Genomic DNA, 17,520 nt, shown 5'->3' on the forward strand with positions numbered 1-17,520 from the left:
CCATGTTCAAACGCAAAACCGCCACCGCACCCGATATCGACCAAAAGGCCAAAGAGGCATATTTTACCGCGTCACAGGGGCAGCTTATTCTGGCGCGGTTCCGGTCGAACCGCACGGCGATGATTGCGGCTTGGGCGCTGATTATCATGATTTTGATGGGGCTGTTTGCGCCGTTCCTGTCGCCTTATGACCCGACGATTGCGGGGCGAAATGACCAGTATGAAAACGGCGCGCCGCAGATGCCCAAGATGTGGGATGAGAACGGATTTTCGCTGCGTCCCTTTATCTATGCGACGGAACGAGAACGGTCGATGGCCACGAATTTCCGTTGGGTGGTTAAGGAAAACCGCGACGAGCGGTTGTACATGACATTTTTCACCCGCGATTGGGATTATACAATTTTCGGTTTGGATTTCAATGTGATGGGACACCAAGTTGATGTGGCCCTGATCCGGTCCAACATTCATTTATTCGGGGTGGAAGGCGGCAAGATACATCTGTTTGGCACCGATGCCAGCGGCAAGGATATCTTTGGCCGGACCCTTCATGCAATTTGGACATCGCTGGCAGTGGGCACCTTGGGGGTGATGATTTCCTTTGTGCTCGCTTTGGTGATTGGCGGGGTGGCTGGGTATTTCGGCGGCTGGCTGGATAGTGTTTTGCAGATGATTACGGACGCCATTCGAACCGTGCCGCAAATCCCGTTGTTCATGGCAATGGCCGCGTTTTTGCCGCCCGAATGGTCATCCGAGGCGCGGTTTTTCTTTATCTCGATTATTCTTGGGCTGATTGGTTGGCCCACTTTGGCCCGGCGTATACGCACCCATTTGCTGACCGAGCGATCACAGGAATATGTGCTGGCCGCCGAGCTGTGCGGGGCATCGAGTAGCCATATCATCCGGCGGCATTTGTTGCCGAGTTTTACCAGCTATATCATCGTCGATCTGATGATTTCATTCCCTTATATGGTGCGGTCGGAAACGGCGCTGTCGTTCATTGGGTTGGGGTTGAAAGACCCCGTGAACAGTTTGGGCGCGATGATGCAGAACGTGTCCAAGGCCGATGTTTTGCTGAATTATCAATGGTATTTCATCCCTGTGTTTTTCTTTATCGCCCTTGTTCTGGCCTTTGTTTTCGTAGGCGACGGCTTGCGCGATGCGGCCGACCCTTATTCGGATAGCAAGAAATGACCGCGCTGATTGACGTTCAAAACCTTACCTTAAAATTTCGCACCGATGAGGGCCTTATCACGGCGGTGGATGATGTGAGTTTTACCATCAACCGGGGTGAGGTGATGGGGCTGGTCGGCGAGTCTGGGTCTGGTAAGTCGGTGACCGCCAAGGCGCTGATGCATCTGAACGCGAAAAATGCGGTTTACACGCCCGAAAGTAAGGTGCTGCTGCACACCGATGCGGGAACGGTGGATGTGTTGAAGCTGCGTACGGCCAAAGAGCTGAAAGTCGCACGGGGTGGTGCGATTTCGATGATTTTTCAAGAGCCTATGGCGAGTTTCGCACCTGCCATTACCATCGGCAGCCAGATGGTTGAGCAGTTGTTGATCCACAGCGATATGAACAAGGCGCGGGCCAAGGAAATCTCGATCGAGATGCTGGACCGCGTGGGGATTTCTGACCCTGCCAAGCGGTTTGATCAATATGCGTTTGAGCTGTCTGGCGGAATGCGGCAGCGCGCGATGATTGCGATGGCGCTGTCGACCAAGCCGAGCCTGTTGATTGCGGATGAACCGACGACCGCGTTGGATGTGACCATTCAAGCGCAGGTTATTGATTTGATGAAGGACTTGGTGGCCGAGTTCCATATGGGCATCATTTTCATTACGCATGATCTGGGGGTGATTGCGCAGACGGCCGATAAGGTTTCTGTGATGTATCTGGGCAAAATTATCGAACAAGGGCCGGTACGTGAGGTGATCCGCCACGCCAAACACCCCTACACCCAAGGGCTGTTGGCGGCCTTGCCCAAGTTGGATGATCTGGATGCGCCGCTGACGCCTGTGGCGGGGGATATTCCGTCACCGTTGGAACGCCCGCCCGGTTGTGTGTTTCACACGCGTTGCCCACAAATTATCGGGGACGTTTGCAAGACGAAATTGCCGGTCGATGCGCAGGTTGATGCGAGCCATAGTGTTGCCTGCCATCTTTATGCAGAAGGGGCCAAGGTATGAGTGAGAAACCCATCATCTCGGCACGCGGGCTTTCGGTTGGGTTCAAAATCGGGTCGGGGTTGTTCAACAAGACCATCCTGAAGGCGGTGGATAATGTTAGCCTTGATATCAAGCGCGGGTCGTTTTTCGGGCTGGTGGGGGAGTCGGGGTCCGGCAAAACCACACTGGGCCGCGCATTTTTGAAGGCGGTGCCGATTACGGGCGGGCATGCGGCCTATAATGATGACGAGGTGAGCTATGACCTTGGCACGCTGACCGGCCCCGAGTTGAAAGATTTTCGCACGCGCGCGCAGTTGATTTTCCAAGACCCTTACGCAGCGTTGTCGCCGCGCATGACGGTGCGCGATATTATTGCCGAGCCGTTAGAGGTGATGGGGCTGACCAAAACCCGCGAGGAAACGGATGCGCGGGTGCGTGAGATTGCGGCGAAATGCCGGTTGAACCTTGAACACTTGCGGCGGTTTCCACATGCGTTTTCGGGGGGGCAGCGGCAGCGGATATCCATCGCGCGGGCGTTGGTATCGCGGCCGAATTTCATTGTGGCCGACGAATCTGTGGCGGCGTTGGATGTATCGATTCAGGCCGATGTATTGAATTTGCTAAAGGAAATTCAGCGCGAAATGGGGCTGACGTTTTTGTTCATCAGCCATGATTTGTCTGTGGTTGCGCATACTTGCGACCATTTGGCGGTGATGTATTTGGGGCGTTTGGTGGAAACCGCGCCCACGCGGACCTTGTTCAAGGCACCGCGCCACCCCTATACTAAGGCGCTGTTTTCGGCCATTCCGTCACTGGACCCCGATGACCGCAAGGGTGGGCAAAGGCTGATCGGGGAGATTCCATCACCGACCAACCAGCCGCCCGGATGCAAGTTTCACACGCGCTGCCCTGTGGTGATTGACCGTTGCCGTATTGAAGAGCCGAAGATGGAAGATCCCGGCGATGGGCATGCGGTGTCATGCCACCGTTGGAAAGAGCTGTTAGCGATGCCGGCTGGTTAGGCCGCTTTACAGGAGTGCCGCGTCACGGGGTCAGCAGGGCCAAAAGCTGCTTGCGTGATTGTGTGACATCGACAAGGGAATAGCGATCAAGGCTTGCAAAAAACGCTTCTTGCGCCTCGGCCAAGGGGGTGCGCAAGCCGCAGGCGGGCAAGATTAAACAGCTTCCGCCGGATGAGAAACATTCTACAACCGGATCGTCTTGTTTCAACATGCGCAGCACCGCGCCGATGTTGATCTGTTCGGCAGGGCGGGCCAGCACCAAACCACCGCTGCGCCCGCGCTCTGACTTTACAAAGCCGGTGCGGACCAATTCCGTCACCACCTTGGCAAGATGGTTGGTCGACAACCCATAAATCTGCGCAATTTCGGCCGTGGCTACCCGTTCGGGCGCACGGACACACAACGTCACAAGGACGCGCAGGGCGTAGTCGGTGAATTTATCCAGCTGCATGAGATATAATTAACATTCGTAATGCGCATTTAATAGGTGTATATAATAAGTATCTTAAATGCGAAATATAGGGTGGAACATGAAAATTGTAGATGCACTGTTGTGGCCAGGAACGAAGATATGCATTTGGTTTGGGGTGGATCCCACTGCGGATGCCGGTTTGATCCGGTCGATGTTCAATATGATTGTCTATTTGGTGGTGATCCTTGGCGGGCTTTGGGTTTTTTATGCCTGATATGGCGGCAAAGATGGGGCCGTACGGGTGACGGCAAGCCCTGCCCGGATTGCGCCGGACAGGGCAGAGAGGCGGGCCTTAGAAGCCTGCTTTGATCTTTTCAAATTCTTCCAGCATCCGGTCGCGCATGGCGCTGTCGATCGGAGTTTGTGCCAGAAGGGTGGTATCAATCGGGCTGACATCGGCTGTGACCAGATCCTCGGCCGGGATTTGTGACATGGCCACATCATTGGTATGGGCATAACCAAACCCGTCAAGCAGGCCACGTGCCGACCCGTGATCAAGCCAGGCGTTGATGAAATCATAGGCCTTGTCTTCGGACCCCGGTGCATCCTTGAAGTTTACATAGCCGCAGAACCAGGTTGCGGCACCTTCTTTGGCCTGACGTTGAAAGCCAACGGGAAAGCCTTCGGTGCGCATCAAGGCGATGGAATCGTTCCACGACCAAGCCACTTGCACCTGACCACCTGCCATCAGTTGTGACAGTTCGGACGGGTCGGCCCAATAGGCGACGACATTTTCATGGGCGCTGCGCAGCCATGTGGCGGCGGCTTGAAACTGTTCTTCGGTGAGGTTGGTCCAGTCGCTGACACCCGTGGCAAGCAATGCCAGTGACCAGATGTCATCGGTATTGTCGGGCAAGGAAATGCGGCCCGCATATTTCGGATTCAGAAAAACGTCGAGCGAGGCTATGTCTTCGGCGGGGACATCGGTAGTGTTATAGGCGATGGCGGTATAGGCGTAATCGGTGGGGATGTACCAAACACCGGTTTCATCGCTGAAGATTTTCGAATTCAGGAAGCGCGGGGCGATTTCGCCGAAATTCGTAATGCGCGAGGTATCCCAAGGTTCGATCAGGCCAGCATCGCGGTATTTGGAGACCATCTGCGAGCAAGGATGTGCCACGTCGGCCTTAAAGCCGGAGGATACCTTTTGAAAAGCTTCGTCATCATCGCCGTAGAGCGCATAGGTCGGCATTTGGCCGTGCTTTTCGATATAGGTTTTGAGCAGATTCGGGTCTTCGAACCCTGCCCAGTCGAACACGATCAGCTCGGGATCGGCGGCATGGGCGATTGCTGCGGGCAAGGCGAGTGCAAAGGCCGCGCCGATCATCAGTTTGTTTTTGAGTTTCATGGGTGTTCCCTATCAGTTGAACGTCTCGATTTCTTGGAAAGCGTGGGGCGATAGGTGGTTTGCCCCTGCTGACAGTGTAAAGCTAGGCGGTTGGGGCGGGTCGCTCAAGGGGAAATGCAGGATTTTCCGTGTCATATCGCGTGTGATGACGGGTTGCGGGGCGGCGCAGGCTGGCTAAGATTGGCGCAAAGGGCCTTTTGCTGGTGAAAGGTCAGGGAGATAATGTGATGGCGTTGGACGTGGAATTTGTGCGCAGTCAGTTTCCGGCTTTTTCAAGTGCCGAGTTGGCGGGGCACGCGTTTTTTGAAAATGCGGGCGGGTCGTATACTTGCGGGGCGGTGATTGACCGGCTGACGCGATTTTACACGCATCGCAAGGTGCAGCCCTATGCGCCTTATGCCGCGTCCGAATTGGGCGGGGCCGAGATGGACGAGGCCCGCGCGCGGCTGGCGGCGATGATGGGTGTGGACAGTGACGAGGTGTCGTTTGGTCCATCGACCAGTGCGAATACCTTTGTGTTGGCGCAGGCCTTGCGGCGGATGATTACCGATCAGGGCGGGGCGGTTGTGGTGACGAACCAAGACCATGAGGCCAATTCGGGCGTGTGGCGCAGGTTGGCCGAGGATGGGATTGAGGTGCGCGAGTGGAAGGTGGACCCACAGACAGGGCATCTGGCCTTGGCGGATTTGCGCGCGTTTCTGGCGGACGGCGCGGTGCGGATGGTGTGTTTCCCGCATTGTTCCAACGTGGTGGCCGAGGTGAACCCTGTGGCCGAGATTTGTGCGATAGCGCGGGCGGCAGGGGCGTATACTTGCGTGGACGGGGTCAGCTATGCGCCGCACGGCTTTCCGGATATGAACGCGCTTGGGGCGGATATCTATTTGTTTTCGGCTTATAAAACTTATGGTCCGCATCAAGGGATTATGGTTGTTCGCCGTGCGGTGGGGGCGGCCTTGCCCGCACAGTGCCACCATTTCAACGCAGGGGTTTTGTACAAACGGTTTACGCCAGCGGGGCCGGACCATGCGCAAGTGGCGGCTTGTGCGGGGATGGCAGATTATATCGACGCGCTTTATGCCCATCATGTGCCGGGCGGGACGGAGGGGCCGCTTGCGCGCAATAATGTGGTGCATGACTTGATGCGCGCGCATGAGGTGCGGTTGCTGCAACCCTTGCTGGACCATTTGGCGGCGCGCAATGATCTGCGCCTGATTGGCCCGCGTGATGCCACGCTGCGTGCGCCGACGGTGGCTGTGGCGCTGGACCGCGCGGCGGAACCTGTGGCGGCCGCCTTGGCTGCACATGGGATCATGGCGGGGGGCGGCGATTTTTATGCGCAGCGCCCCTTGCAGGCGATGGGGGTCGATTTGGACCGTGGCGTGTTGCGCCTGAGTTTTGTGCATTACACGACCGAGGCCGAGGTTGGGCGCTTGATGACCGCATTGGACGCGGTTTTATAAGGCCGAAAGGGGGGCTGCTAGCCCCCCCAACAGGGTTTGCCTTGGGGCAAATCCGTTCCCCCCAAACGACCTTGGCGGGATATTTTGAACAGATGATGTGGCGCAAGTGATCCATTCCGTCGAGCGGGGCGTAATGGTTATGGATAACTTAAGTTTGGACCCGTATGGCTGATACTCCTTTGATCCTTTGGGTCCGTCGTGATTTGCGGCTGTCTGACAATCCGATGCTGGCGCAGGCGGCGGCATCTGGGCGGGTAGTCATTCCTGTTTTCATTCTGGATGCCGAGACCGAGGCGTTAGGTGCTGCGGCAAAATGGCGGCTGGGCCTTGGCCTCGCGGCATTTGCGCGGGCGTTGGAAGGAATTGGGTCGCGGCTGATCTTTCGGCGGGGCGATGCTTTGGCGGTATTGCAAGGGTTGGTGGCCGATACAGGGGCGGGGGCGGTGCATTGGGCGCGGCTGTATGACGCCGAGGCCAAGGCGCGCGATACGGGTGTGAAGGCCAGTTTGCGCAGCGCGGGGGTAGAGGCGGTAAGTCATGCGGGGCATTTGCTGTTCGAGCCTTGGACGGTCGAGACGGGGCAGGGCGGGTATTACAAGGTCTATTCGCCGTTTTGGCGGGCGGTAAAGGACCGCGATGTCTCGGCCCCGATGCCTGCGCCCACGCGGTTGCGGGCACCGGATGTTTGGCCTGCCAGTGATGCGTTGGAAGATTGGCAGATGGGGCATGCCATGCGGCGCGGCGCGTCTGTTGTGGCGGCCCATGTGGGTGTGGGCGAGGCTGTGGCGCAAGCGCGGTTGACTGCCTTTTTGAATGGGCCGGTAGACGGGTACAAGGAACGCCGCGATTTGCCTTATGTCGAGGCGACATCACGCCTGTCGGAAAACCTGACCTATGGCGAGATTGGGCCGCGTATGGTGTGGCATGGCGGGATGCGCGCGATGATTGAGGGGCGCGCAGGCGCCGAGCATTTCCTTAAAGAGCTGGTGTGGCGCGAATTTGCGTACCATTTGCTGCACCACACTCCGCATATCACCACGCGCAACTGGCGTGAGGAGTGGGACGGGTTTGACTGGCGGGGCGACAATGCCGATGCGGAACGCTGGCGCAGGGGCATGACCGGAGAGCCGTTTGTCGATGCGGCGATGCGCGAAATGTATGTGACGGGCACCATGCACAACCGCGCGCGGATGATTGCGGCATCGTACCTGACCAAGCATTTGCTGACGGATTGGCGGGTGGGGCAACAGTGGTTTGCTGACTGTCTGACCGATTGGGACCCCGCCGCCAATGCGATGGGCTGGCAATGGGCCGCAGGGTCGGGGCCGGATGCGGCGCTGTATTTCCGGGTGTTCAACCCTGAAACGCAGGCCGAAAAGTTTGACCCCAAAGCCGCCTATCGCCACAGGTTTATTGCCGAATTGGCCCGTGTGCCGGGACGGGATGCGTTAAGTTATTTTGACGCTGTGCCAAAGGCTTGGGGGCTGTCAGCCGGCAAGGCCTATCCGAAACGGATGATTGAGCTGGCCGAAGGGCGTAAAAGGGCGCTTGAGGCCTATTCGGTGCGAAACTCTGCCGCAGCAGAGACGTAACTAGACAAGACACGCGGGGCGACCGTGTGAAAATTGGGGTGAATGATGGAATTTCTGACAACAACCGACGGCCAAAAAAACCTGCCGCGCTATTTCGCGCAGGTGTTTGCGCAGGCCCAAGGGCTGGGCCACGGGCGGCTTGACCTTGTGCTGGATGACGGGCGGCGGTTTCGGGCCGAGGGCGCGGCGGATGGCCCCCATGCGGTGTTGGAAGTCCATAACAAGGATTTGTTCGCGCGGCTGATCCGTGAAGGCGACATCGGGTTTTCGGATGCCTATCTGGAGGGGTGGTGGTCCAGCCCCGATTTGCAGGCGTTCATGGACCTTGTGCATGCCGATAATGACGAGATTTATGACGGGTTTTACGGCATGGCATTGGTGCGCATGTACGAACGCCTGCGCCATGTGCTGCGCCCCAATTCCAAGCGGGGATCGCGTAAGAATATCGCCTATCATTATGATCTGGGGAATGATTTTTACGGTTTGTGGCTGGATGAAACGATGACCTATTCATCGGCCCTGTTCACCACAGGGGCCGAGAGTCTGAGCGAAGCGCAGGTGCAAAAATACGCATCTATGGTTGATCAGATGGGGGTCGCTGCGGGCGATCATGTGCTGGAAATTGGCTGCGGTTGGGGCGGGTTTGCCGAATATGCGGCGGGCGTACGCGGGTTGCAGGTGACAGGATTGACCATTTCCCAAGCGCAATATGATTATGCCGTGGCACGGATGGAACGCGCGGGCCTGTCGGACCGTGTGACGATAAAGCTACAGGATTACCGCGACGAGACGGGGCTTTATGACGGGGTAGCCAGCATCGAGATGTTTGAAGCGGTGGGCGAAAAATACTGGCCCGTCTATTTCAACAGCTTGCGCGAACGGTTGAAACCCGGGCGGCACGCGACCTTGCAGATTATTACCTTGCAGGAGAAACGCTTTGAAGTTTACCGCAAAGGCGTTGATTTCATTCAGAAACATATCTTTCCAGGTGGGATGCTGCCCAGCCCCAGCGTGCTGCGGGCCGAGGTGAGCAAGGCAGGTTTGAACATCAAAGGCTCGGTCGAGTTTGGCAAAAGCTATAGCGATACGTTGCGCCGCTGGCATGAGGTGTTCAACGCGCGCTGGCCCGAGGTGGCGCATCTTGGGTTTGATGATCGGTTCCGGCGGATGTGGAATTACTATCTTACCTCTTGCGCGGGGGCATTTCAGGGCGGAAACTGCGATGTAACGCAGATCACCGTGACGCGCCCGCATTAGGGCCAAGCGGGCCAACCGAGCAGGGTGCCTATGCCGACGATGTCTAAACTGGTGGCGGGTGTGTTTTTTGGCGCGCTCGCGTATTTCACGGCGGTGGCCTTTCACGTGGCAATGCCGGAAGGGACGCAATTTGGACAGTTTGATCTTATCGCCGCCGCGATTGGCCTGATTTGCGGTTGGCGCGTGATGGGGCGGGCGGTGGGCAAGGGGTATAAGGCGGCGGCAGGATCTGGCGTTAAAACCTCGATCAGCTTTACCGCTTGGGTGTTGTTGGTGACGTCTGTCGTGTTGATGATCCGCAAGGCGTTCAGACAGCGCTATGACAGCCCGTTAGAGGCTATTGTTGATGTGTTTGCCTTGGCGATGGAGAATTTTTTGCGCATCGTTTACCCGCCCGTGCCAGAGGTCTTGGTGTACTTGTTCGCTGGCGGCGTTTTGGGTGGCCTACTGACTGAATGGGTCAAGAAGCAGTGGGATTAAGCCTATGATGCCGTTGTTTATCTATGGCACCTTGTGCCATTTGCCGCTGTTGCATGCCGTTTTGGGCCGCGCGCCGCGTGCCTTGGTGGCCAGTCTTGCCGATCATTCTGTGTATTGGGCGGCGGGACATGATTTTCCCTTGATCGTGGGGCAGGCGGGTGGGCAGGCGCAAGGCTTTTTGCTGAACGACCTTTCGCCCGAGGATGTGGCGCGGCTGGATTATTACGAAGGCCCGTTCGGCTATGAAACCCAAGCGCGGCTGGTAATGGTGGCGGGGGCTGCCGTTAAGGCGCGGGTTTATGTGCCCAATCCGGGGTTGTGGACAGCGGGTGCGGACTGGAGCCTGACCGATTGGGCGGCGCGCTGTGGCGCGGTGATCGAGGCCACCGCGGCGGATGTGATGGCGCTTTATCCTGCGCCGATTGCGCCATCGCGGCGCGGGCCGATGCTGGTGCGCGGCGCAAGTCGTTTGCGGGCGGCCGAGGCAGGGCCAAGCGTGACACGTCGCAAGACTGACGCAGGGGATGTGACCGTGGTTGCCCGCAGCCAACCCTATGCCAATTTCTTTGCGGTTGAAGAATATGTTATGTCGTTTCAGCGGTTTGACGGAACACGCAGCCCGCAGGTGACGCGGGCCGCCTTTGTGTCGGCCGATGCGGTGACGGTGTTGCCTTATGACCCCGTGCGCGACCGCGTGCTGTTTGTGGAACAATTTCGCGTTGGCCCCTTTGCGCGCGGCGACGGCCAGCCGTGGCAGTTGGAACCGATTGCGGGGCGGATTGACCCGTTTGAAGGGCCCGAAGATGCCGCACGGCGCGAAGCGGTCGAGGAGGCCGGTTTGACCTTGGGTGCGCTGTTGCCGATTGCGGCCTATTATCCATCACCCGGGGCCAAGACCGAGCATATCTATTCTTACATTGCCCTAGCCGATTTGCCCGACAGCGCCGCGATCTTGGGCGGTGAGGCGAGCGAGGCCGAGGACATTAAGGGGCATATCCAGTCCTTTGATGATTTCGCTGCATTGGTGGCACGGGGCGAGGCGACGACCGCGCCTTTGCTGTTAAGCTATTATTGGCTGGACCGTGAACGGGCGCGGCTGCGGGCCGAGGCTGCCGGTTAAGGCTGCGGGTTAAGGTTATGGGCACAAGATTGTGAGCGGATGGTCGCGATTGTGTGGGTCGGTTGGCTGCGGACTGCTTGAGTTTGGGCGTGCCAAGCCTTAGACCAAGGACAAATGACAAAGGATATTCGGATGCGTATTTACAGCGATTTGGCCGATGCAATTGGCAAGACCCCCCTGATCCGGCTGAAAAAGGCGTCCGAGGCGACGGGCTGCGAGATTTTGGGCAAGGCCGAGTTTTTGAACCCCGGCCAGTCGGTCAAGGACCGCGCCGCGCTGTATATCATCCGCGATGCCGTGGCGCGTGGCTTGCTGAAGCCGGGTGGCACGATTGTCGAAGGGACAGCAGGCAATACGGGCATCGGGCTTGCGCTGGTTGGCGCGTCGATGGGGTTTCGCACGGTGATCGTTATTCCCGAAACCCAAAGTCAGGAAAAGAAGGATATGCTGCGGCTTGCGGGGGCCGAATTGGTACAGGTGCCAGCCGCGCCCTATAAGAATCCGAACAATTATGTGCGGTATTCGGGGCGTTTGGCGGCAAAACTCGCACAAACCGAACCTAACGGCGCGATTTGGGCCAATCAGTTTGACAACACCGCCAACCGGCAGGCGCATGTGGAAACCACGGGACCAGAAGTGTGGGAACAAACCGGCGGCAAGGTGGACGGGTTCATTTGCGCCGTTGGGTCTGGAGGTACGCTGGCGGGCATGGCGCTGGCCTTGCAGCCCAAGGGCGTCAAGATCGGTTTGGCAGATCCCGAAGGCGCGGCGCTGCATTCGTTTTATACCACGGGCCAGATGGACAGCCCGGGATCGTCAATCACCGAAGGGATCGGGCAGGGGCGGATCACGGCCAATCTGGAAGGGTTAAAGCCTGATTACAGCTACCGCATTCCGGATGTCGAGGCTCTGCCGATTGTGTTTGACCTGTTGGCCGAGGAAGGGCTTTGCCTTGGCGGATCGTCAGGGGTTAACATCGCAGGGGCCATGCGCATGGCGCGCGATATGGGGCCAGGCCGCACCATTGTGACCATCTTGTGTGATTACGGCACGCGCTATCAGTCCAAGCTGTTCAACCCGGAGTTTCTGCATTCCAAAGGCTTGCCAGCGCCGGACTGGCTTGACCGCGCGGGGCGCGACATCCCTGCCGTGTTTGAGGCATGAGGGAAGTGCGTCACCTTGGGCTCGCCGCCTTTTTGCGCCTGTTGACGGTTGCGATTGCGCTTTGCGTCTTTGGGGCCGGAGCGACCCTCGCGCAAACCAATGGTACGGCATCCGGTGAGGGGACCACCGTTGTGGCCCCGCCCGATTATGAGGCCTGGGAGGAATTTGCGACGTCCGTTGACACGCAGATTGCCAATCCCGCGTCAACTGCTGATGGTCTGGAGGCATTGCGTAGGGATATTGCCGTATGGCGCGAGCGATTATTGGCCGCACAAGGGACAAACTCGTCCCGATTGGCAACTATTCGGGCCCAGATAGAGGCCTTGGGCCCAGCACCTGCGGATGGGGAGGTCGAACCAAAAGACATTGCAGACCGTCGGGCGGATTTGGCCAAACAGCTGTCGGTGCTTCAGGCCCCGTCACTTTCGGCTGTCGAGGCGTATAGCCGTGCAGACGGGTTGATCCGCGAAATTGACGCTGTGTTGCGCGAACGCCAGGCAGATGAATTGTTGCAGCTGTGGCCGTCGCCGTTGAACCCTGCGAATTGGGCCCAAGCGGCTTCGGCGGTGGCGGCATCGACCCGCCTTTTGACCGAAGAGGTGCAGGCGAGCTTGGCAAATGCCGCCAAGCGTGACGCAGCGTTTGACTTGTTGCCTGCCATCATCGCGCTTTTGCTGTTTTCTGCCCTGACCATTTTACGCGGGCGGGCGATGATCGAAGGCTTTGCCGTGCGGCTGATGGAGAGTGGTGCCAGCAATACGCGCGAGATTTGGGCCTTTATCGCATCCTTGGGGCAGGTCATTGTGCCGACGCTTGGCATGCTTGCATTTTCAACCGCTGCGGTGATGTCTGGCCTGCTTGGCCAGTTGGGTGAAGATGTTGCAACCGAACTCGTGGCTTTTGGTGTCATTGTGTTCACCGCGCGTTGGATCGGATCTTGCAGCTTTCCGCGTGCAGCCCATGCGCCAACCCATTTGCCGATGAGCACAGGGGCGCGGGCCAAGGGGCGGTTTTTGACCGAGGCGCTTGGCTTGACCCTTGGCGTTGAGGTGATGCGCGAAGCACTTTTGCCGGAAAGCCAATTGAGCGAAGCGTCGATTTCGGTCTTGTCCTTTCCGACGTTAGTGATTGCTGCGGTCCTTTTATACCGTTTGGGCAAGTTGCTGTTGCGCAATTCGCGCGAAGGTCTGGGCGGTCTGGCGGAAGGGGGCGAGAACGCCCCGCAATTGTTTTCACAGCGGCTGGTCGGGCTGATCGCGCGTGCGACGATCGCGGTCGCGTTGCTGGGGCCGTTGCTTGCGGCGATTGGCTATATTCGCGCGGGGCAGGGGATGGTGTTCCCGATGGTTGCGTCGTTGGGGCTGTTGGGTCTTTTGTTCACGTTGCAGAACCTTGTTGGGGCCGTTTATTCCGTGATTATTCGGAATGATGAACGCGGGCGCGATGCGTTGGTTCCGGTCTTGATCGGGTTTTTCCTGACCTTTGCGTCTACGCCGTTTTTTGCCCTGATCTGGGGCGCGCGGGTCGCGGATTTGACCGAGCTGTTCACAAAACTGCGAGACGGGTTTCAGATTGGCCAGACGCGTATTTCGCCGTCGGATTACATTCTGTTGGCCGTGGTGTTTGGCTTTTGGTTCCTTATCACGCGGTTGCTGCAAGGGGCGCTGAAAACCACGATCCTGCCTAAAACCAATCTTGACCAAGGCGGGCAAAACGCGATTGTTGCGGGTGTAGGCTATGTGGGGATCTTCCTTGCGGCGCTGATCGGGGTGACGGCGGCAGGGATTGACCTGTCGGGCCTTGCGATTGTGGCAGGGGCCTTGTCGGTTGGCATAGGTTTTGGCTTGCAAAACATTGTGTCAAACTTTGTTGCGGGCATTATCTTGTTGATTGAACGGCCTATTTCCGAAGGTGACTGGATAGAGGTGAACGGCGTGATGGGCACGGTAAGTGCCATTTCGGTGCGATCGACCCGCATTCAAACCTTTGACCGGACCGATGTGATCGTACCAAATTCGGACTTTGTGTCTGGGATGGTAACAAACTGGACGCGGTTTAACCTGTCGGGGCGTTTGATTGTAAAGGTGGGCGTGGCCTATGGCACCAATACCCGCAAGGTCGAGAAGATTTTGCAAGAGATCGCCGAGGCGCAACCGCTTGCTGTGCTGAACCCGCCGCCTGCTGTGGTTTTAGCGAATTTCGGGGCCGATAGTTTGGATTTTGAAATCCGCGTGGTTTTGCGCGATGTGAATTTCTCGGTCATGGCACGGTCCGAAATTAACCACGAGATCGCGCGGCGTTTTGCCGAGGAAGGGATCGAGATTCCTTTTGGTCAGCGCGATATTTGGTTGCGCAATCCCGAAGTGTTGACGCAGATGGCCCAAGGGACTGCATCCCAAGCGGCATTGCGCCAACCGGACGAGCCTGTCGCCTTGGCAGAGCCGGTCGAACCCGCTGGGGCAAAGCGGAAATCCCGCCGAAAGGATGTTGAATGACTGCGCTTTTGTTTCGCGATGATCCCTATCAAGCCGAGGCCGAAGCCGTGGTGGTCGGGCATTCTGCCGAAGGTGCTATCATCCTGGACCGGACCGTGTTTTACCCCACGGGTGGGGGGCAACCAGGCGACAGCGGGCATCTTCTGTGGGAAGACAAGAAGCTGCCAATAGCAACGGCAGTTAAGATTGGTTCGGACCAAATCGGTTTGGTTGCGGCAGAGCCGCTGTTGATGCCCGCGGTCGGCACGATGGTGCGGCAGGTTCTGGACTGGAAGCGGCGCCATCGGCACATGCGGGTTCACACTGCGCTACATTTGTTGTCGGTGGTTATTCCTTTGCCGGTCACAGGTGGGCAAATCGGGGCGGACAAAGGCAGGCTCGACTTTCTGATGCCAGAGGTGCCGAGCGATATGCAGGCTATCGAGGATGCGCTGAACCGTTTGATTGATCGGGATTTGGCCGTGACCGAAAGCTGGATCACGGATGAAGAGCTGTTGGCCAACCCGGGTTTGGTTAAAACCATGTCAGTGATGCCGCCCACAGGGCAGGGGCGTGTTCGGTTGGTGCGGATTGGTACGGGGTCGGGACAGATTGACCTGCAACCTTGCGGCGGCACGCATGTATCGCGCACTGCTGAAATTGGCCGGATCGCGCTGGGCAAGGTCGAAAACAAGGGGCGCCAGAACCGCCGGGTAAGCCTGAGCCTGGTCGATTGACGCAATCGGCGCGCAATTGATTGATTTTGTGAATGCCCCCTTGTCACTGCCTGCGTTTGCAGGCTAAAGACCCCATAACGGAGCGGTGGCCGAGTGGTCGAAGGCGCACGCCTGGAAAGTGTGTAGGCGGGGAACCGTCTCGAGGGTTCGAATCCCTCTCGCTCCGCCATAAATTATTATATCTTGTTGAATTTATTGAACTATTTTAGCTTTGATATTCGCGCCCACCATCAGACCCACCAAACCAAAAACGGTCATTTGCTGTGGTCCAAGAGGTGCTCAATGACCCGGCACTTCGTCATATCGACTCTCGGACGAAAATAAATCTGTGTCCACAGGAAACATTCCGCCACTTTTTGCCTATAGATATCCATCAAGAGCGCCCGTTCCCTACGGCAGCCACAATGAAAGGATATCTTTTGAACCAGATCGTAAATTCCGAAACCTTTTATCTTTCTGTCCAACAAGTTGCAGCACGCTACGGAGTGGCTGATGCCACTATTTGGCGGTGGAAACGAGAGGGCAAATTTCCGCGACCATTTAAGCTGAGCGAAGGCTGCACGAGATGGAGGCTGGCAGATATTGAAGACCATGATGCGGCGCTAGAAACGTGCTTTGTCGAAAGGCTCGACTATTTTGGCATTGCGGCGTGACTGCCTGAACCTATTTGGTTTCCCAAGCTTCGGGTCGGCGCTCTGGACCGTTGCGCCAATTCAATGACGCGTCTTTCATGTGCAGCCGCCCCCGAGGGGGAATGGCTGCACTTCCATACCCCCAGTTCCTCAGGGACCAGCCGTTGGTTCTTCTACCTTTGGTCAGATGAAACCACGGTGTCCAGCAACTCCCTGAGCGCTCGGACGCGTTCCGTTGTGATGCGTGGATCGCGCCCGCCTGAGATGATCCGGATGAACTCGATCCAGCCTCTCTCGTTTGCAGTCAGGTTCTCCCAATTAGGGACCATGTGGCGGGGTGTGGTGAAGGGGGTGTCGCTCATTTGCCAAAAATCCCCCGCAGTGCTGTCCGAGCCCGTCCGGCCAGCCTCGGGTCGCTATTGTCGGAAGCATCGCGCAACTCGTCGAGCCAGCCCTGTTCGTTTTCTGTGACGGGTGAACCGAAACATTCAATCAGTGCCGCCGCTGCGGTGGTGCCAACGGATTGTTCCAGTGTGACGCGCATCAGAAGGGCAGGATCAACCTCCAGCGCCTTTGCCATTCCGGGAACGCGATCTAAAGCCAGCTTGGTAGACCCTAGCTTCAACAGAGTGATCATGTTTGAATTCTTGAAGCCCGCTTCTCGGGCCATCTCTTGCTGGGATTTGCGATGGCTGATTTCGTTGATGCGTGCGTTGATGAACTTAGTGGCCGCGGTGTCTTTGTGTGGGTGTGTCATTGATATCGCTCTCATTTGTTGCTTGATATCAACTATATAGGTAGAAAAGTGACGGCTGTTTCGCAGGAAGAATAGGGATCTTAAAATAAACACGAAGTCCTAGAAGGGGAGCTGTATCTGATGGGGATGGCTCGGGGCGCCGCAGGTGTATTTGGGGGACATTCCTCCACATCGAGCTGAGCTCGCAAGTGAAGAATTGCGGCTGGTGAACAGCTTATTGGTTTGCCCGCGCTGATGGCGCGCTGAGGGGCTAGCACTGGCCGACCTCGAGACGGCAGCTTTTCGAAGACGGGGTGCCATTAGGGTGCTAGGCTTGAGCTGGGGACCCAGATGCATTTGGAGGACAAACCGATGAAAGCACTTACCTTAACTCAAGCTCTGTCATTGGCCGCAGGGACGGTTCTGGCGGAAGGTCAGTCGGCATAACCAAGGACATGATAGCGTTGTTTGCCTGACATGAGGCTTCTTCTGAGTGCGAACGGCTCTGGCATGAAATGACTCTACAAACCATGAGTGTTGATTGTCACTGAGAACTGACCCGGCAACAGCAAAAATTGTCACTGAGAACTGACCCATGTGCAACCTTGCCTCAGCTTGAATCAGCTGGGGGCACTTGGAGTGATAGACATGAGTTTTTTAAAAGTTATCCGGGGATGGGCGCTGCGAGAGAAGATGCCCATTCGCGAGATCGCGCGGCGCACGGGCATCTCGCGCAACACGATCAAGAAGTATTTGCGGGAGGGGATTGTTGAGCCAGCGTTTCAGACGCCGGATCGTCCGAGCAAGCTGGATCCGTATGTCACTCAGCTGACAGCATGGCTTGTTTCGGATCAGCGCAAAT

General features: G+C 57.4%; 16 protein-coding genes and 1 tRNA gene. 14 read left to right on the forward strand and 3 right to left on the reverse strand.

Annotated elements, in window-relative coordinates; all coding sequences use genetic code 11:
• Positions 1–2: 2 nt before the first annotated feature.
• Genes G560_RS0110090 through G560_RS0110100 form a run of 3 tightly spaced genes read left to right on the forward strand, consistent with a single transcriptional unit; the run spans position 3 to position 3,186 of the window.
• Complete coding sequence (locus tag G560_RS0110090) at positions 3–1,190, forward strand: ABC transporter permease (RefSeq protein ID WP_022704191.1); 1,188 nt, start codon at positions 3–5, stop codon at positions 1,188–1,190.
• Complete coding sequence (locus G560_RS0110095; RefSeq protein ID WP_022704192.1) at positions 1,187–2,185, forward strand: ABC transporter ATP-binding protein; 999 nt, start codon at positions 1,187–1,189, stop codon at positions 2,183–2,185. Before G560_RS0110090 ends, G560_RS0110095 begins: the two co-directional genes overlap by 4 nt.
• A complete protein-coding gene (locus G560_RS0110100; protein ID WP_022704193.1) occupies positions 2,182–3,186 on the forward strand; it encodes an ABC transporter ATP-binding protein in 1,005 nt (334 codons plus the stop codon). Before G560_RS0110095 ends, G560_RS0110100 begins: the two co-directional genes overlap by 4 nt.
• Before the next feature lie 22 nt (positions 3,187–3,208).
• On the opposite strand, the gene G560_RS0110105 is transcribed toward G560_RS0110100, so the two are convergent.
• Both G560_RS0110105 and G560_RS0110115 read right to left on the reverse strand, forming a co-directional pair.
• Positions 3,209–3,637 carry an RrF2 family transcriptional regulator gene (locus G560_RS0110105; protein ID WP_022704194.1) on the reverse strand — a complete coding sequence of 143 codons (429 nt, stop codon included), beginning with the start codon at positions 3,635–3,637 and terminating at the stop codon, positions 3,209–3,211.
• Positions 3,638–3,950: 313 nt separating this feature from the next.
• Positions 3,951–5,006, reverse strand: coding sequence for an extracellular solute-binding protein (locus G560_RS0110115; RefSeq protein WP_022704196.1), 1,056 nt, complete (start codon positions 5,004–5,006; stop codon positions 3,951–3,953).
• Between the two features lie 227 nt (positions 5,007–5,233).
• Between G560_RS0110115 and G560_RS0110125 the strand changes: the two genes are divergently transcribed.
• From G560_RS0110125 to G560_RS19010, 10 genes are all read left to right on the forward strand, one after another.
• Positions 5,234–6,466, forward strand: a complete 1,233-nt coding sequence (locus G560_RS0110125; RefSeq protein WP_028913957.1) for an aminotransferase class V-fold PLP-dependent enzyme — start codon at positions 5,234–5,236, stop codon at positions 6,464–6,466.
• A gap of 164 nt (positions 6,467–6,630) precedes the next feature.
• Complete coding sequence (locus tag G560_RS0110130) at positions 6,631–8,058, forward strand: cryptochrome/photolyase family protein (protein WP_022704199.1); 1,428 nt, start codon at positions 6,631–6,633, stop codon at positions 8,056–8,058.
• Between the two features lie 45 nt (positions 8,059–8,103).
• Positions 8,104–9,315 carry an SAM-dependent methyltransferase gene (locus G560_RS0110135; RefSeq protein ID WP_028913958.1) on the forward strand — a complete coding sequence of 404 codons (1,212 nt, stop codon included), beginning with the start codon at positions 8,104–8,106 and terminating at the stop codon, positions 9,313–9,315.
• A 30-nt stretch (positions 9,316–9,345) separates the two neighbouring features.
• Complete coding sequence (locus G560_RS0110140; RefSeq protein WP_022704201.1) at positions 9,346–9,795, forward strand: TrgA family protein; 450 nt, start codon at positions 9,346–9,348, stop codon at positions 9,793–9,795.
• 4 nt (positions 9,796–9,799) lie between these two features.
• Entirely contained in the window at positions 9,800–10,915 is a 1,116-nt protein-coding gene (locus tag G560_RS0110145; protein ID WP_022704202.1) for a gamma-glutamylcyclotransferase, read from the forward strand.
• Positions 10,916–11,047: 132 nt separating this feature from the next.
• Complete coding sequence (locus G560_RS0110150; RefSeq protein ID WP_028913960.1) at positions 11,048–12,079, forward strand: cysteine synthase A; 1,032 nt, start codon at positions 11,048–11,050, stop codon at positions 12,077–12,079.
• Positions 12,080–12,084: 5 nt separating this feature from the next.
• Complete coding sequence (locus G560_RS19005; protein WP_162140858.1) at positions 12,085–14,574, forward strand: DUF3772 domain-containing protein; 2,490 nt, start codon at positions 12,085–12,087, stop codon at positions 14,572–14,574.
• Positions 14,571–15,290 (forward strand): alanyl-tRNA editing protein, encoded by a 720-nt coding sequence (locus tag G560_RS0110160; protein WP_022704205.1) that lies wholly within the window; start codon positions 14,571–14,573, stop codon positions 15,288–15,290. The genes G560_RS19005 and G560_RS0110160 overlap by 4 nt, the downstream gene beginning before the upstream one ends.
• A 79-nt stretch (positions 15,291–15,369) precedes the next feature.
• Positions 15,370–15,459, forward strand: a tRNA-Ser gene (locus G560_RS0110165).
• A 250-nt stretch (positions 15,460–15,709) separates the two neighbouring features.
• Positions 15,710–15,943, forward strand: a complete 234-nt coding sequence (locus tag G560_RS19010) for a helix-turn-helix transcriptional regulator (RefSeq protein ID WP_231575875.1) — start codon at positions 15,710–15,712, stop codon at positions 15,941–15,943.
• Between the two features lie 337 nt (positions 15,944–16,280).
• Here the strand turns inward: G560_RS19010 and G560_RS0110180 are convergent, their stop codons facing one another.
• A complete protein-coding gene (locus G560_RS0110180) occupies positions 16,281–16,679 on the reverse strand; it encodes a LexA family transcriptional regulator (RefSeq protein WP_022704208.1) in 399 nt (132 codons plus the stop codon).
• Positions 16,680–17,306: 627 nt separating this feature from the next.
• On the opposite strand from G560_RS0110180, the gene G560_RS0110185 reads away from it, so the two are divergent.
• Positions 17,307–17,520 (forward strand): helix-turn-helix domain-containing protein (locus tag G560_RS0110185; RefSeq protein ID WP_028913888.1); only part of this gene is annotated, 214 nt, incomplete at its 3' end.

Source organism: Pseudorhodobacter ferrugineus DSM 5888 (genome assembly GCF_000420745.1).
Taxonomy (GTDB): Bacteria; Pseudomonadota; Alphaproteobacteria; order Rhodobacterales; family Rhodobacteraceae; genus Pseudorhodobacter; species Pseudorhodobacter ferrugineus.

Excerpts from the sequence above, each read along its gene's own strand:
- G560_RS0110090 (WP_022704191.1), top strand. The coding sequence starts at position 3 with ATGTTCAAACGCAAAACCGCCACCGCACCCGATATCGACCAAAAGGCC.
- G560_RS0110095 (WP_022704192.1), top strand. The coding sequence starts at position 1,187 with ATGACCGCGCTGATTGACGTTCAAAACCTTACCTTAAAATTTCGCACC.
- G560_RS0110100 (WP_022704193.1), top strand. The coding sequence starts at position 2,182 with ATGAGTGAGAAACCCATCATCTCGGCACGCGGGCTTTCGGTTGGGTTC.
- G560_RS0110105 (WP_022704194.1), bottom strand. The coding sequence starts at position 3,637 with ATGCAGCTGGATAAATTCACCGACTACGCCCTGCGCGTCCTTGTGACG.
- G560_RS0110115 (WP_022704196.1), bottom strand. The coding sequence starts at position 5,006 with ATGAAACTCAAAAACAAACTGATGATCGGCGCGGCCTTTGCACTCGCC.
- G560_RS0110125 (WP_028913957.1), top strand. The coding sequence starts at position 5,234 with ATGGCGTTGGACGTGGAATTTGTGCGCAGTCAGTTTCCGGCTTTTTCA.
- G560_RS0110130 (WP_022704199.1), top strand. The coding sequence starts at position 6,631 with ATGGCTGATACTCCTTTGATCCTTTGGGTCCGTCGTGATTTGCGGCTG.
- G560_RS0110135 (WP_028913958.1), top strand. The coding sequence starts at position 8,104 with ATGGAATTTCTGACAACAACCGACGGCCAAAAAAACCTGCCGCGCTAT.
- G560_RS0110140 (WP_022704201.1), top strand. The coding sequence starts at position 9,346 with ATGCCGACGATGTCTAAACTGGTGGCGGGTGTGTTTTTTGGCGCGCTC.
- G560_RS0110145 (WP_022704202.1), top strand. The coding sequence starts at position 9,800 with ATGATGCCGTTGTTTATCTATGGCACCTTGTGCCATTTGCCGCTGTTG.
- G560_RS0110150 (WP_028913960.1), top strand. The coding sequence starts at position 11,048 with ATGCGTATTTACAGCGATTTGGCCGATGCAATTGGCAAGACCCCCCTG.
- G560_RS0110160 (WP_022704205.1), top strand. The coding sequence starts at position 14,571 with ATGACTGCGCTTTTGTTTCGCGATGATCCCTATCAAGCCGAGGCCGAA.
- G560_RS0110180 (WP_022704208.1), bottom strand. The coding sequence starts at position 16,679 with ATGACACACCCACACAAAGACACCGCGGCCACTAAGTTCATCAACGCA.